The 21,506-nt window shown below is 70.0% G+C and carries 18 protein-coding genes and 1 riboswitch; of the genes, 5 read left to right on the forward strand and 13 right to left on the reverse strand.

All coding sequences use genetic code 11. The features are described 5' to 3' along the window. Positions 1–169: 169 nt before the first annotated feature. Positions 170–997 (forward strand): PhzF family phenazine biosynthesis protein, encoded by an 828-nt coding sequence (locus IEY91_RS37960; protein WP_189177400.1) that lies wholly within the window; start codon positions 170–172, stop codon positions 995–997. Positions 998–1,039: 42 nt separating this feature from the next. Here IEY91_RS37960 and IEY91_RS37965 read toward each other — a convergent pair whose 3' ends face one another. Further along, complete coding sequence (locus tag IEY91_RS37965) at positions 1,040–1,840, reverse strand: CPBP family intramembrane glutamic endopeptidase (RefSeq protein ID WP_164326524.1); 801 nt, start codon at positions 1,838–1,840, stop codon at positions 1,040–1,042. 182 nt (positions 1,841–2,022) lie between these two features. Between IEY91_RS37965 and IEY91_RS37970 the strand changes: the two genes are divergently transcribed. Beyond that, complete coding sequence (locus tag IEY91_RS37970) at positions 2,023–3,795, forward strand: substrate-binding domain-containing protein (RefSeq protein ID WP_189177401.1); 1,773 nt, start codon at positions 2,023–2,025, stop codon at positions 3,793–3,795. A 9-nt stretch (positions 3,796–3,804) separates the two neighbouring features. Here IEY91_RS37970 and IEY91_RS37975 read toward each other — a convergent pair whose 3' ends face one another. Then, entirely contained in the window at positions 3,805–5,325 is a 1,521-nt protein-coding gene (locus tag IEY91_RS37975; protein ID WP_164326522.1) for a glutamate-cysteine ligase family protein, read from the reverse strand. Between the two features lie 483 nt (positions 5,326–5,808). On the opposite strand from IEY91_RS37975, the gene IEY91_RS37980 reads away from it, so the two are divergent. Both IEY91_RS37980 and IEY91_RS37985 read left to right on the forward strand, forming a co-directional pair. Continuing rightward, positions 5,809–6,393 (forward strand): hypothetical protein, encoded by a 585-nt coding sequence (locus tag IEY91_RS37980; RefSeq protein ID WP_164326521.1) that lies wholly within the window; start codon positions 5,809–5,811, stop codon positions 6,391–6,393. A 328-nt stretch (positions 6,394–6,721) separates the two neighbouring features. Then, a complete protein-coding gene (locus tag IEY91_RS37985; RefSeq protein WP_164326520.1) occupies positions 6,722–6,928 on the forward strand; it encodes a DUF5999 family protein in 207 nt (68 codons plus the stop codon). 112 nt (positions 6,929–7,040) lie between these two features. On the opposite strand, the gene gcvP is transcribed toward IEY91_RS37985, so the two are convergent. After that, positions 7,041–9,929, reverse strand: coding sequence for an aminomethyl-transferring glycine dehydrogenase (gene gcvP, locus IEY91_RS37990; protein WP_164326519.1), 2,889 nt, complete (start codon positions 9,927–9,929; stop codon positions 7,041–7,043). A gap of 188 nt (positions 9,930–10,117) precedes the next feature. Further along, a riboswitch (glycine riboswitch) is annotated at positions 10,118–10,215 on the reverse strand. A gap of 144 nt (positions 10,216–10,359) precedes the next feature. Here gcvP and IEY91_RS37995 point away from each other — a divergent pair. Next, positions 10,360–10,734, forward strand: coding sequence for a PRC-barrel domain-containing protein (locus IEY91_RS37995; RefSeq protein ID WP_189177403.1), 375 nt, complete (start codon positions 10,360–10,362; stop codon positions 10,732–10,734). Positions 10,735–10,965: 231 nt separating this feature from the next. On the opposite strand, the gene IEY91_RS38000 is transcribed toward IEY91_RS37995, so the two are convergent. From IEY91_RS38000 to clsA, 10 genes are all read right to left on the reverse strand, one after another. Next, on the reverse strand, positions 10,966–12,564 hold the full coding sequence (locus IEY91_RS38000) for a DNA polymerase IV (protein WP_189177404.1): 1,599 nt from the start codon (positions 12,562–12,564) through the stop codon (positions 10,966–10,968). Between the two features lie 106 nt (positions 12,565–12,670). Continuing rightward, complete coding sequence (locus IEY91_RS38005; protein WP_164326516.1) at positions 12,671–13,303, reverse strand: MerR family transcriptional regulator; 633 nt, start codon at positions 13,301–13,303, stop codon at positions 12,671–12,673. A gap of 285 nt (positions 13,304–13,588) precedes the next feature. Further along, positions 13,589–14,062 carry a bifunctional nuclease family protein gene (locus IEY91_RS38010; protein WP_005475662.1) on the reverse strand — a complete coding sequence of 158 codons (474 nt, stop codon included), beginning with the start codon at positions 14,060–14,062 and terminating at the stop codon, positions 13,589–13,591. Positions 14,063–14,115: 53 nt separating this feature from the next. Then, entirely contained in the window at positions 14,116–14,862 is a 747-nt protein-coding gene (gene ftsR / locus IEY91_RS38015; RefSeq protein ID WP_189177405.1) for a transcriptional regulator FtsR, read from the reverse strand. A gap of 16 nt (positions 14,863–14,878) precedes the next feature. Further along, positions 14,879–15,820 carry an FHA domain-containing protein gene (locus IEY91_RS38020; protein ID WP_164328705.1) on the reverse strand — a complete coding sequence of 314 codons (942 nt, stop codon included), beginning with the start codon at positions 15,818–15,820 and terminating at the stop codon, positions 14,879–14,881. Positions 15,821–15,902: 82 nt separating this feature from the next. Beyond that, positions 15,903–16,781 carry a DUF881 domain-containing protein gene (locus IEY91_RS38025; protein WP_189177414.1) on the reverse strand — a complete coding sequence of 293 codons (879 nt, stop codon included), beginning with the start codon at positions 16,779–16,781 and terminating at the stop codon, positions 15,903–15,905. 5 nt (positions 16,782–16,786) lie between these two features. Continuing rightward, a complete protein-coding gene (locus IEY91_RS38030) occupies positions 16,787–17,119 on the reverse strand; it encodes a small basic family protein (RefSeq protein WP_003988855.1) in 333 nt (110 codons plus the stop codon). After that, positions 17,116–18,015, reverse strand: coding sequence for a DUF881 domain-containing protein (locus tag IEY91_RS38035; RefSeq protein ID WP_164326514.1), 900 nt, complete (start codon positions 18,013–18,015; stop codon positions 17,116–17,118). Before IEY91_RS38035 ends, IEY91_RS38030 begins: the two co-directional genes overlap by 4 nt. Before the next feature lie 89 nt (positions 18,016–18,104). Further along, positions 18,105–20,600: a mannose-1-phosphate guanyltransferase gene (locus IEY91_RS38040; RefSeq protein WP_164326513.1), complete on the reverse strand. Its 2,496-nt coding sequence runs from the start codon at positions 20,598–20,600 to the stop codon at positions 18,105–18,107. A 112-nt stretch (positions 20,601–20,712) separates the two neighbouring features. Beyond that, entirely contained in the window at positions 20,713–21,321 is a 609-nt protein-coding gene (gene clsA, locus IEY91_RS38045) for a cardiolipin synthase ClsA (RefSeq protein ID WP_164326512.1), read from the reverse strand. Positions 21,322–21,506: the final 185 nt, after the last annotated feature.

Raw genomic sequence — 21,506 nt, forward strand, 5'->3', positions numbered from 1 at the left:
CACACCGGTCGGCCCCGGCAGGCAGGCCACCGGGGCGCGAGGGCTTGCGTACAGCCACTGATGCGGCGGGGCAGACCATGGCCAAAATCAGCCTGTTGCTCATCGAGAAAGTCCAGTCACGCGGAATTGGCCTTGGCGAGATGACCCAGTGGCTACCTACCGTCGCCCCATGACCACCCACCCGCGCACACGCCTCCGCATCGTCGACGCCTTCGCCGAGCGCCCCTTCACCGGTAACCCGGCCGGTGTCGTACTCCTCGACGCCTTCCCGGACGACACCTGGCTCCAGCACGTGGCCACGGAGGTGAATCACGCCGAGACCGCCTTCGCGCACCCGCTGCCCGAAGGCGGCGCCGCGGACTGGGCGCTGCGCTGGTTCACGCCCGCCACCGAGGTCGATCTGTGCGGCCACGCCACGCTGGCCACCGCGCACGTCCTGCACACCACCGGCGCGGCCACCGGCCCGGTGCGCTTCGCCACCCGCGCGGGCGTGCTCGTCGCCACGGCCCACGACAACGGCGACCTCACGCTCGACTTCCCGACCGCCCCGCTCACCCCGGCCGAGCTCCCGGCCGCGGCGGTCGAGGCCCTCGGCGCCCAGCCGCTCGCCGCCTACGACACGGGCCCGCACCTGGGCGACCTGCTGGTCGAGCTGCCCGACGAGAAGACGGTGCGCGCGCTCACCCCGGACCACCGGGCACTCGCCCAGTACTCCGAGCGCGGCGTGATCGCGACCGCGCCCGCCGAAGACCCCGCCCGGGGCTACGACTTCGTCTCGCGCGGCTTCTTCCCGCGCGTCGGCATCGACGAGGACCCGGTGACGGGCAGCGCGCACACCGCGCTCGCCCCGTTCTGGAGCGGGCGCCTCGGCCGCACCGAACTGACAGGACTGCAGGCCTCGGCGCGCTCGGGCCTCGTACGTACGGATCTCCGCGGCGACCGCACGCTGCTGACCGGCCGCGCCGTCACGGTCATCGAGGGCGACCTGCTGGCGTAAATCCAGGTGGCGCGCCCTGTCGGCGTGGCGCCCGGTCGGGCGTCACGCCGTAGGCAGCCACCCCACCTTCCCCGCGAGCAGCGCGTAACCCACGAACGCCCCGATGTCCAAGAGGGAGTGGGCGACCACGAGCGGCCCGACCCGCCCCCACCGCCGGTACAGAAGCACGAACACCACGCCCATCGCCATGTTGCCGACGAACCCGCCGATGCCCTGATACAGGTGGTACGACCCGCGCAGCACCGAACTCCCGACGAGCCCCGCCATCGGCGACCACCCCAACTGGTCCAGCCTGCGCAGCAGATAGCCGACGACGATCACCTCCTCGAGGACGGAGTTCTGCAGCGCGGAGAGCACCAGGACCGGGTACTTCCACCACACGTCGGGCAGGTCCTCCGGCACCACCGTGAGGTTGAAGCCGAGCCCGCGCGCCGCCAGGTAGAAGGCGATGCCGGTCGAACCGATGACCGCGGCGATCGCCGTGCCCCGGCCCAGGTCCGGCCACGGCCGGCTCCGGTCGAAGCCGATGGCCCGCAGCCCCGAGCCCTCGCGCAGCAGGAAGTGCGCGACCAGCGCCACCGGCACCAGGGCGGTCGTGATGCCGAACAGCTGCCACGCGAGATCGAGCCATGGACGCCCCGGCGCGGCGGACGAGTTGAGGGTCGCCGCCTGATCCTTCAGACCGCCCGGCCTGGTGACCGAGCCGATGAAGCTGATCAGCGCGGACACTCCGCTCGCGCCCAGCGAGAGCGCCAGGACGAGCACCGTCTCGTCCCGCAGGAACCGTCGCGAGAGCCCCGCCTCAGGAAAAGAACCGGCCATTGGCCCCGGCTCCGCTTGCACTCCTGCCTCCAGTTGAGTAATCCCGCCTCATCCCCGTCCCCGTGCCGCTAGGGTCTCGAAAGAACTTACGAACCACGTGCGCGACAGGCCGAGGGGGACGGACGCCGACCGTGGCGTGCCGCCCCCCTTGTCCGTGTTCATCCTTGTTCGTTCCTTGTTCACACGGGGAGGGCAGCACCGCCATGGGACGTCACAGCTTGCCTGATGGGCGCAGGACGGGAGCAGCCGACCCGCGACCACGCGGGCGCGGGCGCACCGTCGCCCTCGCCACGGCGCTCGTCCTGTGCGTCGCGGCGGGCACGGCGGTCGCGGTCCGCGCCGGATTCCTGCCCTTCGGTGACGACTGCCGCGACGACGCGGTGCGCCTGGACGTCGTCGCCGCGCCCGCCGTGGCCCCGGCCCTGCGCGACGCCGCCGCCCACGTACGCGAGAAGGACGTCACCTCGGACGGCCACTGCATGGACATCCGCGTCGCCGCGCGGGAGCCGTACAAGGTCGCCGACGAGCTCCGCCGGGACGGCGAGAAGCCGGAGTACGACGTGTGGGTGCCCGACTCGGGCCTGTGGGTGCAGCGCGCCGGGCTCGGCGGCGGGCGGTCGCAGGTGTCGCCCGCGGGCAACATCGCGTCGTCGCCGATCGGCGTGGGCATGGTGGGGTCCGCCGCCGAAAAGCTCGGCTGGCCCCGGAAGACGTACACCTGGGCCGAGTTGGCGGGCGCGGCGGCCGACGGCGACAAGCTGCGCCTGGGCGCGGCCGACCCGGCGCGCAGCGCGAGCGGCCTGCTCGCCCTGACCAAACTCGGCGCCTCGGCGCGCAAGTCAGGATCCAAGGACGCCGACACCCGGGCCGCCGCGACGGCCAAGGCACTGGCGTCGCGCACGTCCGACAACGACAGCAGGCTCCTGGACACCCTGGCCCGCGACGCCTCCGGCGCCGAGAGCGGCAACCCGCGCCGCAACCAGGCGCTGATCCTCTCCGAGCAGGCGTCGTTCGCGCACAACGCGGCGGAGGACGAGGAGCACGCGCTCGACCTCTTCTACCCCGAGGACGGCTCACCGGCCCTCGACTACCCCTACACGCTGATCCGCGAGAACGACCTCTCCACCGACCAGAGCCGGGCCGCGCTGCGCTTCATGACGCTGTTCAGCGACGACACGGGCCGGCGCATCCTGCAGAAGCACGGGTTCCGCACGGACGGTTCGAAGCCGTCGGCCGCACTCGTCACGACGGCGGGCGGCCGCACACCGCAGCCGTACGCGCAGGAGCCCGGCGACACACCCTCCGACAAGGAGGTGCAGGAGACCCTCGGCCTGTGGACCATCACCGTGCAGAGCGCGCGGTTCATCACGGTCGTCGACGCGTCCGACTCCATGCGACAGATCGTGCCGGGGCGCGGCGAGTCCCGCATGGACGTCACCAAGGCCGCGCTGCTGCAAGCCCTCTCGGGCTTCACGGACGAGGACGAGATCGGCCTGTGGGAGTTCGCCACCCGCCTGGACGGCGCGCGCGACTACCGCGAGCTGGTGCCCACCGGCCGCCTGGGCGACCGCCGGGGCGACGGCACCCAGCGCGACCGCCTCACCAAGGCCTTCGGTGCGCTGCGGCCGGTGCCGGGAGGGGCCACGGGTCTGTACGACACGACGCTGGCCGCGTACGAGAAGGCACGCAAGGGCTACGTGAAGGGCAGGTTCAACACCCTCGTCCTGCTCACCGACGGCGTCAACCAGGACCCCGGCAGCATCACGCGCACCGAACTCGTCTCCCGCCTGCGCGCCCTGGCCGACCCCGAGAAGCCGCTGCCGATCATCGCGATCGCGGTCGGCCCGGACGCCGACGAGCGGGAGGTCGACCAGATCGCCCGCGCCACGGGCGGCTCCGGCCACGAGGTCGACGACCCGGCCCAGATCCACTCGGTGATCCTGAAGGCGATCATGCAGGCGGGCACACAGCAGTAGGAACAGCGTCTACCCCAGCGGCAGAGCCGGTTCCGGCAGCCCCACCGGCCACGTGTGCACCGGCTCCCCCTCGTGCATCAGCTCGCAGTAGCGCCGCGTGGTCGCCGCGAGCGCCGCATCGCGCTCCATACCCCGCTCAAGGGCACGGTGATAGGTGGCCGCCTGCCAGGAGGCCCCGTTGACCCGCCTGCGGCACCGCTCCTCGATCACGCCGAGATACAGGTCCCGGTCGGCCGGCTCCACGCCCCACGCGTCGAGCCCGGCCGCGGCCAGCGGCAGCAGTTCGTCCCGTACGAGGTCGACGACCGCGATCTGCGTCATGCCGCCGTAGCGCCCGTGCCGCGGCCACTCCAGGCGCGCGTCGATGCCGTAGCGGCAGGCGGTGTCGAAGTTGCGGGCCGCCGCCTCGAACGGCAGCCGCGACCACACCGGCCGCGCCTCCTCGGCCAGCGCCCGCACCACGCCGTAGTAGAAGGCCACGTTGGCGATCACATCGGTCACCGTGGGCCCGGCGGGCAGCACCCGGTTCTCCACGCGCAGATGCGGTACGCCGTCGGCGATGCCGTACACCGGACGGTTCCAGCGGTACACCGTGCCGTTGTGCAGGGCGAGTTCGGCGAGCTGCGGCACACCGCCCGCGTCGAGCACGCGCAGCGGGTCCTCGTCCTCGCACAGCGGGATCAGGGCCGGGAAGTACCGCAGGTTCTCCTCGAAGAGCTCGTACGCGTTGGAGATCCACCGCTCCCCGAACCAGGTGCGCGGCCGCACCCCCTGCGCCTGCAGCTCGGGCGGCCGGGTGTCCGTGGACTGCAGGAACAGCGGCGGACGGGACTCGCGCCACAGCTCGCGACCGAACAGGAACGGCGCGTTGGCGCCCACCGCGACCTGCGCGGCGGCGACGGACTGCGCCGCGTTCCACACGTCGGCGAACTTCCCCGGCGTGACCTGGAGGTGCAGTTGCACGGACGTGCACGCCGCCTCGGGCGCGATCGACCCGAACGTGCAGGTCAGGCGTTCCACGCCCTCGATGTCGAGCGCGAAGCTCTCGCCGCGGGCCGCCACGATCTGGTCGTTGAGCAGCACGTAGCGGTCGACGTCGGAGAGGTTCGCGGAGACCAGGTCCTGGCGCGAGAGCGTCGGCAGAATGCCGATCATCACGATGCCCGCGTCCACCTCGTTCGCTTTCCGGTGGGCATAGGCGAGGCCCGTGCGCAGCTCTTCGGCAAGCCGGTCGAGAACGCGTCCGCCCAAGCGGTGCGGAGCAATGTTCACTTCCAGATTGAACATTCCGAGCTCGGTCTGGAAATCACGGCTCGCGATACGCTCGAGAACTTCCGCATTCATCATTCTCGGCATGCCGTCGGGCCCCGCCAGATTCAGCTCTATCTCCAGTCCCATCAGATTCTTGGGCCGGTCGAAGCGCTGCTCCTCGAGGAGCCGGCCGAGCCCGTCCAGGCACTGCCGGAGCTTGATCCGGTACTGGTGGCGATCGGACAGGTCGAACGTTCCTGCCACGACCTTCTCCCCCATCGAAGCTTCCCTCCTCAGATGGGCTGCCGGTGACCCGGCCGCTGTGTACGGGGGATGATGCCCAGCCGATGTGATCCATAACGCCCCGCCGCGGACCATGGCGCAGTACCCTTGGCGGAGTTGCCGCGCGGCACATTCACCGGGCATGAGGGAAGGCGCAGTTTCCGGTCCCGGGGTTGTGGTGAAAAAAACCGACGAGAATCAGCCGACCGCGGCCGCGGGAAATACCGAGGCCACCGCCCGGAAGGCGATCCGGAATCGGGAGAAACCTCCCAGGACGGCGACCGAATAGCGACTTGCCCGTCATATGGGAAGCGGCTAGCTGAAACACCCCCTGAACACGGGTCGTATAAACTCCGCGGTTGAGGCAGAGAGTTGGCGCTCGCGGTCCCCCTGCCCCCGCCCCTCTGGCCCAGAGCTGACAGCGCCGTCCGCACCTGCCCCCGCTCCACTGTGCCTGTCGAATGAGAGAGGCGACCCACCATGCCCCTGCATGTCCCCCCGGCTCCAGCGCCCGCCCTGCGCAGCGTCCTCGCGGCCCTCGGTTCCCCGACCGCCGTCCGTGAGTCCCGCACCCCGTCCCTGCGCGCCGCCCAGGGACCCATGAGCCCGGAGCTGCCGCTGCCCGTCCATGAGTTGGACCACGTCACGGCGGCGGGCACGTCCCCGACCAGGCTCACCGGCTGGCGCTTCCTGATCCGCTGCGACGAGGGCGCCGTGGCGGCCGCGGACACCATGCTCACCCCGGACGGCTGGGCCTTCTCGCACTTCTGCGAGGGCCCGTACATCACCTCCTCCGAGCTGGCCCTGCGCCACGCCGAGGCCATGCCCAAGGCCTATCAGCCCCGGCTCCTCTCGGTGCCGGAGCTCTACATGCTCACGCTGTGGCTGCACGCCGACTGCGCCGACGACGGCGCGAGCGGCGCGCTCGCCCCCGCCGACCTCCTGGTGCCGCTCGCCCCCGCACCCCCCGGCATCGCGGCCCACCGCCCGCACCGCGCCGCCGACCTGCTGCCCGTGCTCACCCACCGCCTGAGCCCGGCACCGCTCCTGGGCTCGCCCGCCTGACCCGGCCCCTCGGCCACCCCGGCCTTCTCGTGCCCCGCCGCCCCGCCCGGGCCGCGGGGCACGACCGTGTCCGACGCGCGGGGCCCATCCGGACTAGTCCACTTCGGCCATCACGAACCACCCGAAGGGACAGGGAAGTTGGGCTGAACCGTCCGGGCGGGTGATACGTCATTAAGCAGTAGGAACCGCTGCAGCAAAATCCCTGCGGAATCGAGCTCGTGGGGCAACACTGGACCGGACCGACGAAAACGGGGGAGCGGCCATGACCAACGCATCGAGCCGCGGAACAGACTTCACCACGATCACGACCCAGCGAAAGAACCCATCCATGTGCCAGCACCAGCCACCGTGTCCGACAGCCGAATCCGCCGACCGGGAAGCCGCGTTCCTCGTGGCACACCACCCGGAACAGGGCTGGAGCCTGCTGTGCAACGGCGTCCTGCTCTTCGAGGACACCGGTGAGCTGCTGCCGAACGGGGAGATCATCGCCCCGCACCGACCGCTTGGCGCCACCCAGGTGATGACGGCCGCCTGAGCCGTCCACCACGAATCCAAGGGCCGGCCCGGACGCACTGTCCGAACCGGCCCTGACTCATGTCCGCCGGCACCCCACGATCGGTGCCGGCTTCACGCATGCTGCCGCGATATCAGTCCTCGTACGCATCCAGCGGCGGGCAGGAGCAGACCAGGTTCCGGTCCCCGTACGCCTGGTCGATGCGGCGCACCGGCGGCCAGTACTTGTCCGCCGCCACCACACCGGCCGGGAAGACGGCCTCCTCGCGGCTGTAGCCGTGCTCCCAGTCGCCGCCGAGCGCGGCGGCGGTGTGCGGGGCGTTCCGCAGCGGGTTGTCGTCGGCGGACCAGGCGCCGCTCGCGACCTTCTCGATCTCGCCGCGAATGGCGATCATCGCCTCGCAGAAACGGTCCAGCTCGTCCAGGTTCTCGCTCTCCGTCGGCTCGATCATCAGCGTGCCGGCGACCGGGAAGGACATGGTCGGCGCGTGGAAGCCGTAGTCGATGAGCCGCTTGGCGATGTCATCGACACTGACGCCTGTGGACTTGCTCAGCGGGCGCAGATCGATGATGCACTCGTGCGCCACGAGCCCGCCGGGGCCGGTGTAGAGCACCGGGAAGTGCGGCTCAAGGCGCTTGGCGATGTAGTTCGCCGAGAGCACGGCGACCTGCGTGGCCCGCTTGAGGCCCTCGCCGCCCATGAGGCGGACGTACGCCCAGGAGATCGGCAGGATGCCGGCCGAGCCCCACGGCGCCGCGGAGATGGGCCCGACGCCCGTCTCGGGTCCCGCGGCGGGCTGCAGCGGGTGGTTGGGCAGGTACGGCGCGAGGTGCCCGCGCACGGCCACCGGGCCGACGCCGGGTCCGCCGCCGCCGTGCGGGATGCAGAAGGTCTTGTGCAGGTTCAGGTGCGAGACGTCGCCGCCGAAGTGGCCCGGCTTGGCGAGGCCCACCAGGGCGTTGAGGTTGGCGCCGTCCACGTAGACCTGGCCGCCGGCCTCGTGCACCTGCGCGCAGATGTCGGCGACGTGCTCCTCGAAGACGCCGTGCGTCGACGGGTACGTGATCATCAGGACGGCGAGCTGCTCGCGGTACTGCTCGATCTTGGCGCGCAGGTCCTCGACGTCGATCTCGCCGTCGTCCGCGGTCTTCACGACGACGACCTTCATCCCGGCCATCACGGCGCTGGCGGCGTTGGTGCCGTGCGCGGAGGACGGGATCAGGCACACGGTGCGCTGGTCGTCGCCGTTGGCGCGGTGGTAGCCGCGCACCGCGAGCAGCCCGGCGAGCTCGCCCTGCGAACCGGCGTTGGGCTGCAGCGACACCTTGTCGTAGCCGGTGACCTCGGCGAGCCGCTCCTCCAGCTCACGGATCAGCGTCAGATAGCCCTGCGCCTGCTGGGCGGGCGCGAAGGGGTGCAGCTGGCCGAACTCGGGCCAGGTGACCGGCTCCATCTCCGTGGTCGCGTTGAGCTTCATGGTGCAGGAGCCCAGCGGGATCATGCCGCGGTCGAGCGCGTAGTCACGGTCGGAGAGGCGGCGCAGGTAGCGCAGCATCGCGGTCTCGGAGCGGTACTGGTGGAAGACGGGGTGCGCCAGGAACTCGTCGGTACGCAGCAGCCCGGCGGGCAGGGTGTCCGCGACGGACGCGTCGAGCGCCTCCACGTCGGCCTCGATGCCGAACGCCGTCCACACGGCGGCCAGTTGCGCCCGCGTGGTGGTCTCGTCGCACGCGAACGACACCTGGTCGGCGTCGACGAGGTGGAGGTTGACGCCGCCCTCGCGGGCCGCGGTCACGACGTCGGCGGCCTTGCCGGGCACGCGCACGGTCAGCGTGTCGAAGTACCCCTCGTGCACGACCTCGACGCCCCCGGCCTTGAGGCCCGCGGCGAGGATCGTCGCGTACCGGTGGGTGCGCCGGGCGATCGCCTTGAGGCCCTCGGGCCCGTGGTAGACGGCGTACATCCCGGCCATGACGGCGAGCAGCACCTGCGCGGTACAGATGTTGCTGGTCGCCTTCTCGCGGCGGATGTGCTGCTCACGGGTCTGCAGCGCGAGCCGGTAGGCCTTGTTGCCGTCGGCGTCGACGGACACGCCGACGAGGCGGCCGGGAAGGCTGCGGGCGAACTTCTCGCGCACCGCCATGTAGCCGGCGTGCGGGCCGCCGAAGCCCATGGGCACGCCGAAGCGCTGCGTGGTGCCGACGGCGATGTCCGCGCCGAGCTCACCGGGCGAGGTGAGCAGCGTGAGCGCCAGCAGGTCGGCGGCCACAGAAACGATTGCTCCGAGCTCGTGCGCCCGGTCGATCAGCGGCTTGATGTCGCGTACGGCTCCGGAGGCGCCCGGGTACTGGAGCAGCACGCCGACCACACCGCGCTCGGCGATGTCGGCCGGGATGCCGTCGCTCAGGTCCGCGACGACGATCTCGACGCCGGTCGGCTCGGCGCGGGTCTGGATCACGGCGATGGTCTGCGGCAGTACGTCGGCGTCGATCAGGTAGACACCGTCCTTGACCTTGCCCATGCGCCGGGAGAGCGCCATGGCCTCGGCGGCGGCGGTGCCCTCGTCGAGCAGCGAGGCGCCGGAGGTCGGCAGTCCGGTGAGGTCGGCGACGACGGTCTGGAAGTTCAGGAGCGCTTCGAGGCGGCCCTGCGAGATCTCCGGCTGGTAGGGCGTGTACGCCGTGTACCAGGCCGGGTTCTCCATCACGTTCCGCAGGATCACGGGCGGCGTGAACGTGCCGTAGTACCCGAGGCCGATCATCGAGTCGAGGACCTGGTTGCGGTCGGCGAGGGAACGCAGCTCGGCGAGCACCTCGGCCTCCGTGCGCGCACCGGGCAGCTCGAGGGCGTCGGCGTTCTTGATCACATCCGGCACCGCGGCGGCCGTGAGCTCGTCCAAGGAGCCGTACCCGACCTGGGCGAGCATCTTGGCGCGGGCTTCTGCATCGGGTCCGATGTGCCGCTGTTCGAAGGGGATGCCCTGCTCTAGCTGCGAGAGCGGAGTACGAGGGGTGGCGGTCATTGCGGAGGCCTCCTGGTCTTACACGACCTGCGAGGGGCACCACGGCGCGGGTACCCGGACGGCCTCCCCCTCTGTCATCTCAACCTGAGAGCTTCACAGCGCCGCCCGGGGGCAGCACTGCTTTCACCGTCGGTGAGGAAGGGTTCCGAACGTGCCCGCCCGACGCCCGCCCTGCTTTCCAGAGTGACCTCGTCCGTGCGGTACATGAGCCTGAGAGATTCCGGGGAGGAGTTGCTCCTTCGGCGCCTCCGGCGTTTCCACCGAAGAGCTCTCCCGCACGGGGTCAACAGCCGTCTGCCAGCCTACCAGCGAGGACCGCGCCCGATCCCTCGAGTGGCCGCCTGCCCCGATGTGCTCTTTCGTAGTGATTACGAGTGAAATCTGGATGAGCTGGACGAGTACGAACGGCTTCCGACCAGTTGGAGGGCCCGTGCAGACCGACATCGATCCGCGCAACCTGATCGGCCGCAAGGCGTTCGACCGCAACGGAGCCAAGATCGGCACGGTCGACGAGGTCTATCTCGACGACGCCACCGGCGCCCCGGAGTGGGCCGCGATACGGACGGGCCTGTTCAGCAGGGATGCCTTCGTACCCCTGGAGCCCACCGAACTGGTCAAGGACGGCACCCTGCGCGTCCCCTTCGAACGCTCCTTGATCAAGGACGCCCCCGACTTCGGCGTGGGCCGCCACCTGTCCCCGGAACAGGAACTCCAGCTCTACCGCCACTACGGCCTGGACCTGGCCCCACCACCCCCGCCCCCGGACGTGGACTTCGGCCACACGGCAAATTCCTCGGATACGTGAGCGGGGCTCGAGACAGCCTCTCCTGATGCGCGAGTCGGGCTGCACGGCGCCCATGTGTTCCGGGAACCGCTGCCCGCCGCCCGGCCCGACTTGGGGGGCCCTTTTCTGATGCGTGAGCCGACTGCACGGCCCGCCCACGTGCCCCTGGAACCGCTGCCCGCCGCACGCCCGACGGCACGCCCGGCCGCCCGCCCGTCCAAGCCCTCAGCCGTGCCCGCCCGCCCCCTCCGCCTACCCGCCGGACGGCCCCTTGCCCTGCCCGCCGGACGCCCCCGCAGAAGGCAGAGGCACGACAGCCTCCCCACCAGCCACGACCACCGCCTCCGCGCCTCTCACGCCACCCTCCACCCCAGGTGAGACGCCCTCCACAACCCCCTCCGCCGCTGCCGTGGCAACCGCCGCCACCGTGGCCACGGCCTCCACCAGCGGCACCGGCTCCGCCGCCTCCAGCTCCGGATCGTCCGTACGGAACGTCCGCACCCGCCCCGGCGCCGACCCCGGCGTCTCGAACCGCACGGTCACCCGCCCCACGCCGCTCCCCTGCACCCACCCCGCCCCGAACACCGCGTGCCGCACGTCGTGCCCCGCATGCCACCGGCGCTCGGCCGACGCAACGGGCTCCCCGCTCCCGGTCTCGCCCTCGCGCGCACCCTCGTCCACAGCCCCCTCGGGCGCCACCCCATCGCCGTCCCCCGCGACACCGCCATCCCCCGCGACTCCAGACGCCACCTCCGCCCGAGCATCGGCGTCAGCCTGCGCCTGCGCCTGCGCGAACAAGTCCTCCTGCGTGTAGTCCGCAAGCCCGCTGACCCCCACGCCCAGCAGCCGCACCCCACCCGTCGTGTCCACGGACTCGAGCAGCCGCGCGGCCGCCTCCCGCACCACCCCGGGGTCGTCCGTGGGCCCCCGCAGCGTCTCGGACCGCGTCAGCGTGGAGAAGTCGAACCGCCGCACCTTCAGCACGATCGTCCGCCCCGAGTGCCCCGCGGCCCGCAACCGCTGCACGCACCGGTCGGCCAGCCGCGCCACCTCCATCCGGACCCGCACCCGGTCGTGGATGTCCACGTCGTACGTGTCCTCGACGCTCACCGACTTGGTGTCCCGCTCGGCCACCACGGGCCGCTCGTCCCGCGCCAGCGCCATCGCGTACAGCGCCCCTCCGTGGGCCTTTCCCAGGAGACGCACCAGCTCGTCCTCGCCGGCCTCGGCGAGCTCCTCGACGGTGGTGATCCCGGCCCGCCGCAGGTGGTCCCCGGTCGCGGGCCCCACGCCGGGCAGCGTCCGCACGGACATGGGCCCGAGCAGCTCCCGCTCCGTGCCGGGTCTTATGAGCAGCAGGCCGTCCGGTTTGGCCTGCTCGGAGGCGATCTTCGCCAGCATCTTGGACGCGGCGAGCCCCACCGACCCGCTCAGCCCCGTGCCCCGCAGGATGTCCGCCCGCAGCCGCTCCCCCACGGCCCGCGCCGACGCCTCGTCGTCCGCGACGCCGCCCGCCTCCAGGTCCACGAAGGCCTCGTCCAGGCTCAGCGGCTCCACCAGCGGCGAAAGCTCCCGCAACAGCCGCATCACCTGCTCGCTGATCTCCCGGTAGAACGAGAATCGCGGCACCAGATACGCGGCGTTCGGTGCGAGGCGTCGCGCCTGCCCCATGGGCATCGCCGAATGCACCCCGAATCGACGCGCCTCGTACGAGGCCGTGGCCACCACTCCACGCGGCCCGAGCCCGCCGACGATCACGGCTTTTCCGCGCAGGCTCGGCTTCGCCGCCTGCTCGGCGGACGCGTAAAAGGCATCCATGTCGAGATGCAGAATCGTCGGCGCGGTTCTCACATCTCCGATGCTGCCCTAAGCCACTGACAATCCCCTGCCGCCACCGGTAGACCCGCAGGTCACACCACCGGCCTCAGCGCGGCCGTCCGCCGCGCCGTCGCGCGGCTCAGACAGCCCGGTTGCGCCGTCTCGCCAGCTCGTCGCCGGGATGGTTCCCCACCAAGGTCTCCCCCGTGTCGATCCGCTCCCCGTGGAGCTGCGACAACGCGGCCTCCACGTCACGCCAGACGACGCCCACGGCGATCCCGAAGACCCCCTGCCCGCCCTGGAGCAGATCGTGCACCTCGTTGGGCGAGGTGCATTCGTAGACCGTCGCTCCGTCGCTCATCAGCGTCGTGCGCTCAAGATCCCGGAAACCGCTGTCCCGCAGGTGCTGCACCGTGGTGCGGATGTTCTGCAGCGAGACCCCGGTGTCGAGGAACCGCTTCACGATCTTCAGAACGACCACGTCACGGAAGCTGTAGAGCCGCTGTGTCCCGGACCCACCGGCCGCGCGCACGCTGGGCTCGACGAGCCCGGTCCGCGCCCAGTAGTCCAATTGGCGGTACGTAATGCCCGCGGCCGCGCACGCCGTGGGCCCCCGATATCCGACCCGGTCCTGCTCGGGACCCTCCGCCTGACCTTCCGGTCCGGAGGTGTCGCCGGGCACTGCCACCGGGCGCTTCGGAGAGTGATCGGCCGAGCTGCTGTGAAGCGGGTACGGACCGCCCACCGCTGTGCCGTCGCCGCTGCTTCTCACGCCGACCTCCGTCCTTGACCTGCCTCCTCGACGGTAGGCAGTCACCAGGGGCTCGTCAACGAACGCCACACTCGGCACGCCGAGTGATAATCACCCTGCGAGTGGTTTCCCCTCCCACGCTGCGGGGAAAGGCTAGCCGAATGATCCGGGGACGGCCTCCCGGAAGGGGCTCACCGGCTGAACGACGGCGAACACTGACTGCCGGCGGACGGCCGACGGCGACTCACTGGCCACTAGCTCACTGCGGGCCTCGAGCCCGGCACGCAGCGGCTCACGGGCTGCGGCTCACTGGCTGTTGGTGCCGAAGTCCTCGGGCGAGATCTGGTCGAGGAACTCGCGGAACTTCTCCACCTCGTCCTCCTGCTCGTCCGGAATGGCGATCCCGGCGTCGTCGAGCACCCCGTCGCTGCCGAAGATCGGCGTTCCGGTGCGCAGCGCCAGCGCTATGGCGTCGGACGGGCGCGCGCTCACCTCGACCCCGCTGGCGAAGACCAGCTCGGCGTAGAACACGCCTTCCCTCAGGTCGGTGATGCGTACTTCGGTGAGCTCCTGGCCCACGGCCTCCAGCACGTCCTTGAACAGGTCGTGCGTCAGCGGCCGTGCGGGCGCCATGCCCTGCTGTGCGAAGGCGATGGCGGTCGCCTCCCCTGGTCCGATCCAGATGGGGAGGTACCGGTCGCCTCCCACTTCACGCAGGAGCACGATCGGCTGGTTGGAGGGCATTTCGACCCGGACACCTACGACGTCGAGCTCGTTCACACAGCAACCCTAGGACGTGCCCGGCCGGTTTGGGTAGTCGGGCACCCATCGAGTCAGCGCACCCGGACGCCCAGCGCACTGTGCACGAGCGCCGCGTGCAGCCTGCCCGTGAGCCCCGCGAGCTCCCTCGTGCGGGCCTCCGCATGGGTCCTGGTCTGCGGATTGCGGTGCCTGCGCAGCGGCGCGACGACCTGGTCGACGAGCCCCGCCTCGCGGTCGGCGGCCGCTTTCATGGCCCGCAGATGGCGGGGTTCGATACCGAATCGTCCGAGTTCGACCACGAGGGCGGCGACCGTCACCGCGTCCGCGTCGTAGCTGCCGTCCGCCTGGGGTGTGACCAGGCCGTACGTCTCCCACTCGGCGAGCTGGCGCTCGTCGGCCTCGGCGGCGGCCAGCAGGGCGTCCCGCCCCAGACGTGCCGCCGTGCGTTCCTCGTCGGCGTCGACGGGCTCGCCGTCGGCCGGCGACTCGGTCTGCTGTCCGGGCAGGGGCAGGGCGGGAGCCTCCCCGCCCTGCGAGGCGTCCAGCTGCTCGCGGATCACCTTGAGCGGCAGGTAGTGGTCGCGCTGCATCCGCAGGACCTGGGCTAGCCGCTCGACGTCCTCCGGGCTGAACTTGCGATAGCCGGACGGCGTGCGCTGCGGCTCGATGAGCCCCTCGGACTCCAAGAACCTGATCTTGGAGATCGTGACCTCGGGAAACTCGTCACGCAGCACGTTCAGCACGGTGCCGATGCTCATCAGCCGATGGTCCGCGGCGGCGGTGCCGCTTCCGGCACCGCCCCTCTGTGTGTGCAGCATGGACCTTCCTGACGGGTCAGATGCCCCGCTGGCTCGCGTAGAAGACCAGCCGGTACTTGCCGATCTGCACCTCGTCACCGTTGGACAGGGCGACGGAGTCGATCCGCTCCCGGTTCACATACGTGCCGTTGAGGCTGCCCACGTCGGCGACGGTGAAGGAGCCGTCCCCGAGGCGACGGAACTCCACGTGGCGGCGCGACACGGTCACGTCGTCCAGGAAGATGTCGCTCTGCGGGTGGCGCCCCGCCGTCGTCAGTTCGCCGTCCAGGAGGAAGCGGCTGCCCGAGTTCGGACCGCGCCGCACCACGAGGAGCGCCGAGCCGAGCGGCAGCGCGTCGACGGCCGCCTGGGCCTCGGGCGAGAGCGCCGGAGACGGCGTCTGCCCCGTGACCTCGGCGTCGTAGGCCTCAAGACCGGAGATGGAGATCGTCGAAGTGGTTTCGGACGGACGCTCAGGGACCGCTCCGGCCCGCAGCGGCGCACCGCAGTTGGAACAGAACCGGCTCGCCTGCGCGTTGCGGTTCCCGCACCTCGTACACACCAGGGCCGACATGGACGGATCCTCCTGCCGCGGCTGCCCCCCAGGGGCATTGGACGCGTACGGATCGGGCGTAAACCCTCCACCCGTACTTGAGGTTGACGGTTCCCCGAAACCTATGCGTCCGGAAGTGGCAGGGTCAACAGACGACGCGCCCTGTCCGCCCGAAATGTCTCCACCGACCTGGTCCCGGAACAGCGGGCGCTCGCCCACCTGTGTCTCGGGCACGTCTCCAGCGCGCGGCGCACGATGACGGGCGTCTTCACGTGCGCTCTTGCCGAACAACTTCGCAAACAACTTCACGGGCGATTCCCCTTGACCGAAACAGACCCGCCCGTGGGGCAGGACGAACCCTGATTGCACACACCGTCGTACAGCGAAACCACGGACATCCTCACAACGTCTGTGGCCGCCAAACAGTTTCCACCACGCACCCCGTCTGCGGTGCGCCGACCCCCCGCAACCTCATGCCCTGGACCGGCGACCCCCATGCGCCCCCGCCTCACTGGGAGGACGACTGAGCGTAGTCAGGCTGCTTCGCCGGTCGCAAGGCATCCACGACGATCTTCTCCGTACGTGCGACAGTGACCGTGGCCTGCTCCTTCTCCAGAGTCTGCACCACTCCGCCAGGGATGTTCAGCGCCGGTTCCAGGTCCTGCGGCTTGCCGATCACCTTGAAGCGGTAGGGCGCCGCGACCTTCCGGCCGTCCACGCGCACACCACCCCCCGTCGCATCCGACAGGTGGGTACTGGCCACCACCCTGACGTCATTCACCTGGATGGCCTCCGCGCCGGCGGCGCGCAGTTCCTGGATGGCGTCGAGCAGCATGTCAGCTTCCACCGTCCCCTTCTTGTCGTCGATCGTCAGCGTGATGCCAGGACCCTGCGCCGCCACGGTGCCCGCGAGAATGCCGAGTTGCCGTTCCCTCTCGGCGGTCTGCTTGCGGGCCTCCTCGGCCTGGTCCGAGCTGCTCTCGAGACCGGTGCGCTGGTCCTCCAGACGCCGCTTCTCATCTTCCAGACGCTGAGTACGGTCATCCAGTTCATCGAGGATGCGTACGAGATCTTCTTGACGTGCGCCGCGCAGCGCGCTGCTGTCGTTGGTGGACCGCACCTGGATGGCGAGTCCGAGGCCGAGGACGAACAGGAGCAGGGCGACGATGAGTTGAGCGCGGGTCAGCCGCGGCGGCCACAGCCCCTTGACGAGCCGTTGACGGCCGGTCAGGGACTTGCCCTTGCCGAGCCCGGCCTTTTCCTCGCTCCGCTCGGCCTTCGCCCCGTCGTCGGGCGTCCGGGGCGTCGCCGGGACCTCGGCGGGCAGTTCCCTGCGCCGACCGTCCTCCGGCGTACCGCCCCCGTCACCGGGGTTCATGGGATTCATCGGTGTCACGCCCGGAAGACATGGCGGCGGATCGCCGCGGCGTTGGAGAAGATCCGGATGCCGAGGACCACGACGACGCCCGTGGAGAGCTGGGCGCCCACGCCCAGCTTGTCGCCGAGGAAGACGATGAGTGCGGCCACCACCACGTTCGACAGGAACGACACCACGAAGACCTTGTCGTCGAAGATGCCGTCGAGCATCGCGCGCAGACCGCCGAACACCGCGTCGAGCGCGGCCACCACGGCGATCGGGAGATACGGCTCGACCACCGCCGGGACTTCGGGCCGAACCAGCAATCCGGCCACGACTCCCACGACGAGGCCCAGTACGGCGATCACGTTGTGCCCTTTCCTGCCTTCGGCTCTGCTGTACGTACGGTCACACTGGGCGCGGCCGGCAGCCGGACGTCGTCCACCGGGGAAATGCTGGTCCGGATGCCGAAGTTCTCGTGCAGGGCATGCAGATACTGGCCGTCGCGGCTGTTCTGGAACCTGGTGCTCAGCTTCTGGCCGTCGCCCACCGCGAGCACCGTATACGGCGGCACCAGCGGCTTGTTGTCGACCAGTATCGCGTCACCGGCCGCCCTGATCGCCGACAGCGCGGTGAGCCGCTGATCGTTGATCGCGATGGCTTCGGCGCCCGACTCCCACAGGCCGTTCACGACGCGCTGCATGTCGCGGTCGCGCACCCGGCCGGTGTCGGAGAACCCCGAGCTCTCCCGGGGACCGCCGCCGCCCTGGTCGGCTTCTTTCTTGTCGTCGACCACGAGCTTCACGCCCGGCCCGTGCACCTCGGTGGCGCCGGACAGCAGCGACACCAACTCGGCCTGGCCGCCGCCGTGCTTCTTGAGCGCGGCCCGCTGGCGCGCGCTCACATCACCGCGAAGGTCGTCGACCTCGTCCTCGAGCTTGTCCGCGTCCGCCGTCGCCGACTCGACCCGGTCGATCAGCTCGGAGCGCTCCTTGGCCAGCTCCGGCGCCGCTATCCGCGCCTGCGCAGCGCCCACGGTCACCACGAGCGCGGCGAGCACCAGACCGACCGCGAGCCCCAGTTTGGCCCGCAGCGTCTTGGGGACTCCACCTGTGCCGGTTTCCCTCTTGCGCGCGGCGGCTTCCGCATACCCCTCGTCGAGGCTGTGGTCCATGACCGTGGTGAGCAGCGACATGGAGGCGTCCGGGCGCCGGGGGCGCGTGACGGTGCTCCGATCGGGGGGCTGCTGCGGCATGCCGCACATCGTCGCACGTCGCGGGCGCTACCTCCGAATGGCCCCACCGACGTGCCGGACAGCGCCACTTACGGGTGCTGTCCGGCACATTTGCGCCATCAGTGCCCGGCGCTGTCCACCACGGCCGCCCACTCGTCGAGCAGCGCCTGGGCCGACGCGTCGTCGGGCCCTTCCGCCCACAGATGCGTCACGGCCTCAGCCGGGTCGGGCAGCACGAGCACCCACCGCCCGTCGGCCTCCACGACCCGCACGCCGTCCGTCGTGTCCACGGACCGGTCGCCCGCGGCCTCCACGACATGCCGCATCACGAGCCCCTTCACGGCCCACGGAGTGGCCAGGTCACGCCGCTGCACGTGCGCACGCGGAATCCGCGCGTCGATCTGGCTCAGCGTGAGCTGCGTACGCGCCACGAGCCCGATGAGCCGTACGAAGGCAGCCGTACCGTCGAAGACGCTGCTGAACTCCGGCACGATGAACCCGCCGCGCCCGTCCCCGCCGAAGATCGTCGAATCGCCGCGCCCCACCCGCGTCAGATCGTCCGGCGACGTGGTCGTCCAGTCCACCTGAGTGCCGTGATACGCGGCGACCTGCTCGGCGATGCGTGTCGTCGTCACCGGCAGCGCCACCCGCCCGCTGCGCCGCTCCGCGGCCACCAAATCGAGCATGACCAGCAGGGCCCGATCGTCCTCGACGATCCGCCCCTTCTCGTCGACGAGCGAAAGACGCTCGCCCACAGGGTCGAAGCGCACCCCGAAGGCCGCCCGCGCCGACGCCACGATCTCTCCGAGGCGCATCAGCCCGGACCGGCGCGCGTCGGCCGACTCGGTGGGCCGCGACTCGTCGAGCCCGGGGTTGATCGTCAGCGCGTCGACCCCGAGCTTCCCGAGAAGGCTGGGCAGTACGAGCCCGGCGCTGCCGTTGGACGCGTCGACGACGACCTTGAGCTCCGACTCGGCGATCCCGGTCGTGTCGACGTTCCGCAGCAACGACCCGGTGTAGGAGTCGAAGACGCTGGAGGGGAAGTGCAGGTCACCGATCTCCCCCGGAAAGGCTCGCCGGTACTCCTGCCGCGCGTAGACCCGGTCGAGCTTGCGCTGGCTCGCCTGCGAGAGATCCGCTCCGTTCCCGTCGAAGAACATGATGTCGACCGAGTCCGGCACCCCCGTCGTCGTACGGATCATGATGCCGCCGGCGCTGCCCCGCGCCGTCTGCTGTCGGGCGACGGGCAGCGGCACGTTCTCCAGATCGCGTACGTCGATGGCGCTGGCCTGGAGCGCGGAGATCACCGCGCGCTTCAGTGCCCGGGCGCCACGGGAGTGGTCTCGCGCCGTGGTGACGGTCGAGCCCTTCTTGAGCGTGGTGGCGTACGCCCCGGCGAGGCGCACGGCGAGTTCCGGTGTGATCTCCACGTTCAGGATGCCGGACACACCGCGCGCTCCGAAGAGGTGCGCCTGCCCGCGAGACTCCCAGATGACCGAGGTGTTGACGAACGCGCCGGCCTCGATCGTCTTGAACGGATAGACCCGCACATTGCCCTGAATGATCGATTCTTCGCCGACGAGGCACTCGTCGCCGATGACAGCACCGTCCTCGATCCGGGCGGCCCGCATGATGTCGGTGTTCTTGCCGACGACGCAGCCCCGCAAATTGCTGTGCTGCCCGATGTAGACGTTGTCGTGGACAACCGCCTTGTGCAGGAAGGCCCCGCTCTTCACGACCACGTTCGAGCCGATGACGGTGTGCTCACGGATCTCGACATCCGCTTCGATCTTGGCGTAGTCACCGACGTACAGCGGTCCGCGGAGCACGGCGTCGGGATGCACTTCGGCGCCTTCGGCGACCCACACTCCGGGCGAGATTTCAAAGCCGTCGAGTTCGACCTCGACCTTGCCTTCCAGCACGTCTGCCTGGGCCTTCACATAGCTCTCGTGCGTGCCGACGTCTTCCCAGTAGCCCTCGGCGACGTACCCGTAGATGGGCTTGCCTTCCTTCATGAGCTGGGGGAAGACATCGCCTGACCAGTCGACGGGCACATCGGCTTCGACATAGTCGAAGACCTCGGGCTCCATGACGTAGATGCCCGTGTTCACCGTGTCGGAAAAGACCTGGCCCCAGGTCGGCTTCTCCAGGAAGCGCTCGACCTTGCCTTCTTCGTCGACGATGGTGATGCCGAATTCCAGCGGATTGGGGACGCGTGTCAGACAGACGGTGACAAGCGCGCCCTTCTCCTTGTGAAAGCGGATCAGGTCGGTGAGGTCGAAGTCGGTCAGGGCGTCACCGGAGATGACGACAAAGGCATCGTCCTTCAGGGCCTCTTCGGCGTTCTTCACGCTACCGGCGGTGCCGAGTGGCTTCTCCTCATTGGCATACGTGAGCTCCATTCCGAGCTCTTCACCGTCGCCGAAATAGTTCTTGACGAGTGACGCCAGGAACTGGACTGTCACTACGGTCTCGGTGAGCCCATGCCTCTTCAGCAGACGCAGCACATGCTCCATGATCGGCCGATTGGCCACCGGTAGGAGCGGCTTGGGCATGCTGGAGGTCATGGGGCGCAGGCGTGTGCCTTCGCCCCCGGCCATCACGACGGCCTTCATGTCGGAAACGTCCTCCTTGATAGACGACGATCTTGCCGACTCAGCCCGCCAGGATTGGCCCGTTCAGTCAGTTACGGGCCTTCGAGCCTCAACAGCTGCCATATCGGCACGCTCAATCGGCCTTGGCATCCGCCTTGACAAGTCGGCGGACCTGAACCACATAGAGGATCCCTGCCCACCAGTACAGCGTTGTACCCCATCCGGCGAACGCCCATCCGAAAATAGCAGCGAGTGTATGGATCCAGCCAGTTCCGTCACTGAGCAGTAGCAGTGGAAATGCGTACATCAGGTTGAAGGTGGCGGCCTTGCCGAGGAAGTTCACCTGCGGCGGCGGATAGCCGTGGCGTCGGAGGATCCAGACCATCACCAGCAGAACCAGCTCGCGCAGCAGTAGCGCCGCGGTCAGCCAGAGCGGCAGAATCTCGCGCCAGGTCAGGCCGACCAGCGTGGAGAGAATATAGAGCCGGTCGGCCGCCGGGTCGAGGAGCCGGCCGAGGCTGCTGATCTGATTCCACCGGCGCGCGAGCTTGCCGTCGAGGTAGTCGCTGACTCCGCTCAGCGCGAGCACGAGCAGCGCCCAGCCGTCGCTCTTCGGCCCGCCGAACTCCGGTCGGAGGATGAGCCACAGGAAGAGGGGCACGCCGACGAGACGCGCCATGCTGAGGATGTTCGGGATGGTGAGGACCCGGTCCGTCTGGACGCGGGTCTCCTGGACCTCCACCCGGGGGCCTCCTGTGTGGAAACGAGCCAATGATGCCCCCTGACCTTACCGTCAGTTGTCAGACGGCTGTGCAGAGGGGTGGCGAGCCACCATAAAAACAAAAAAGCCGTATCCCCCGAGTAGAAACTCGGGGGATACGGCTTTATCAAGTTAAGTTCGGCGGCGTCCTACTCTCCCACAGGGTC

The organism is Streptomyces lasiicapitis, assembly GCF_014646335.1.
Classification (GTDB): Bacteria; Actinomycetota; Actinomycetes; order Streptomycetales; family Streptomycetaceae; genus Streptomyces; species Streptomyces lasiicapitis.

Coding starts and splice junctions, on each gene's coding strand:
- IEY91_RS37960 (WP_189177400.1), top strand. CDS start 170: ATGACCACCCACCCGCGCACACGCCTCCGCATCGTCGACGCCTTCGCC.
- IEY91_RS37970 (WP_189177401.1), top strand. CDS start 2,023: ATGGGACGTCACAGCTTGCCTGATGGGCGCAGGACGGGAGCAGCCGAC.
- IEY91_RS37975 (WP_164326522.1), bottom strand. CDS start 5,325: ATGGGGGAGAAGGTCGTGGCAGGAACGTTCGACCTGTCCGATCGCCAC.
- IEY91_RS37980 (WP_164326521.1), top strand. CDS start 5,809: ATGCCCCTGCATGTCCCCCCGGCTCCAGCGCCCGCCCTGCGCAGCGTC.
- IEY91_RS37985 (WP_164326520.1), top strand. CDS start 6,722: ATGTGCCAGCACCAGCCACCGTGTCCGACAGCCGAATCCGCCGACCGG.
- gcvP (WP_164326519.1), bottom strand. CDS start 9,929: ATGACCGCCACCCCTCGTACTCCGCTCTCGCAGCTAGAGCAGGGCATC.
- ftsR (WP_189177405.1), bottom strand. CDS start 14,862: ATGCTGCACACACAGAGGGGCGGTGCCGGAAGCGGCACCGCCGCCGCG.
- IEY91_RS38025 (WP_189177414.1), bottom strand. CDS start 16,781: ATGAATCCCATGAACCCCGGTGACGGGGGCGGTACGCCGGAGGACGGT.
- IEY91_RS38035 (WP_164326514.1), bottom strand. CDS start 18,015: ATGTGCGGCATGCCGCAGCAGCCCCCCGATCGGAGCACCGTCACGCGC.
- IEY91_RS38040 (WP_164326513.1), bottom strand. CDS start 20,600: ATGAAGGCCGTCGTGATGGCCGGGGGCGAAGGCACACGCCTGCGCCCC.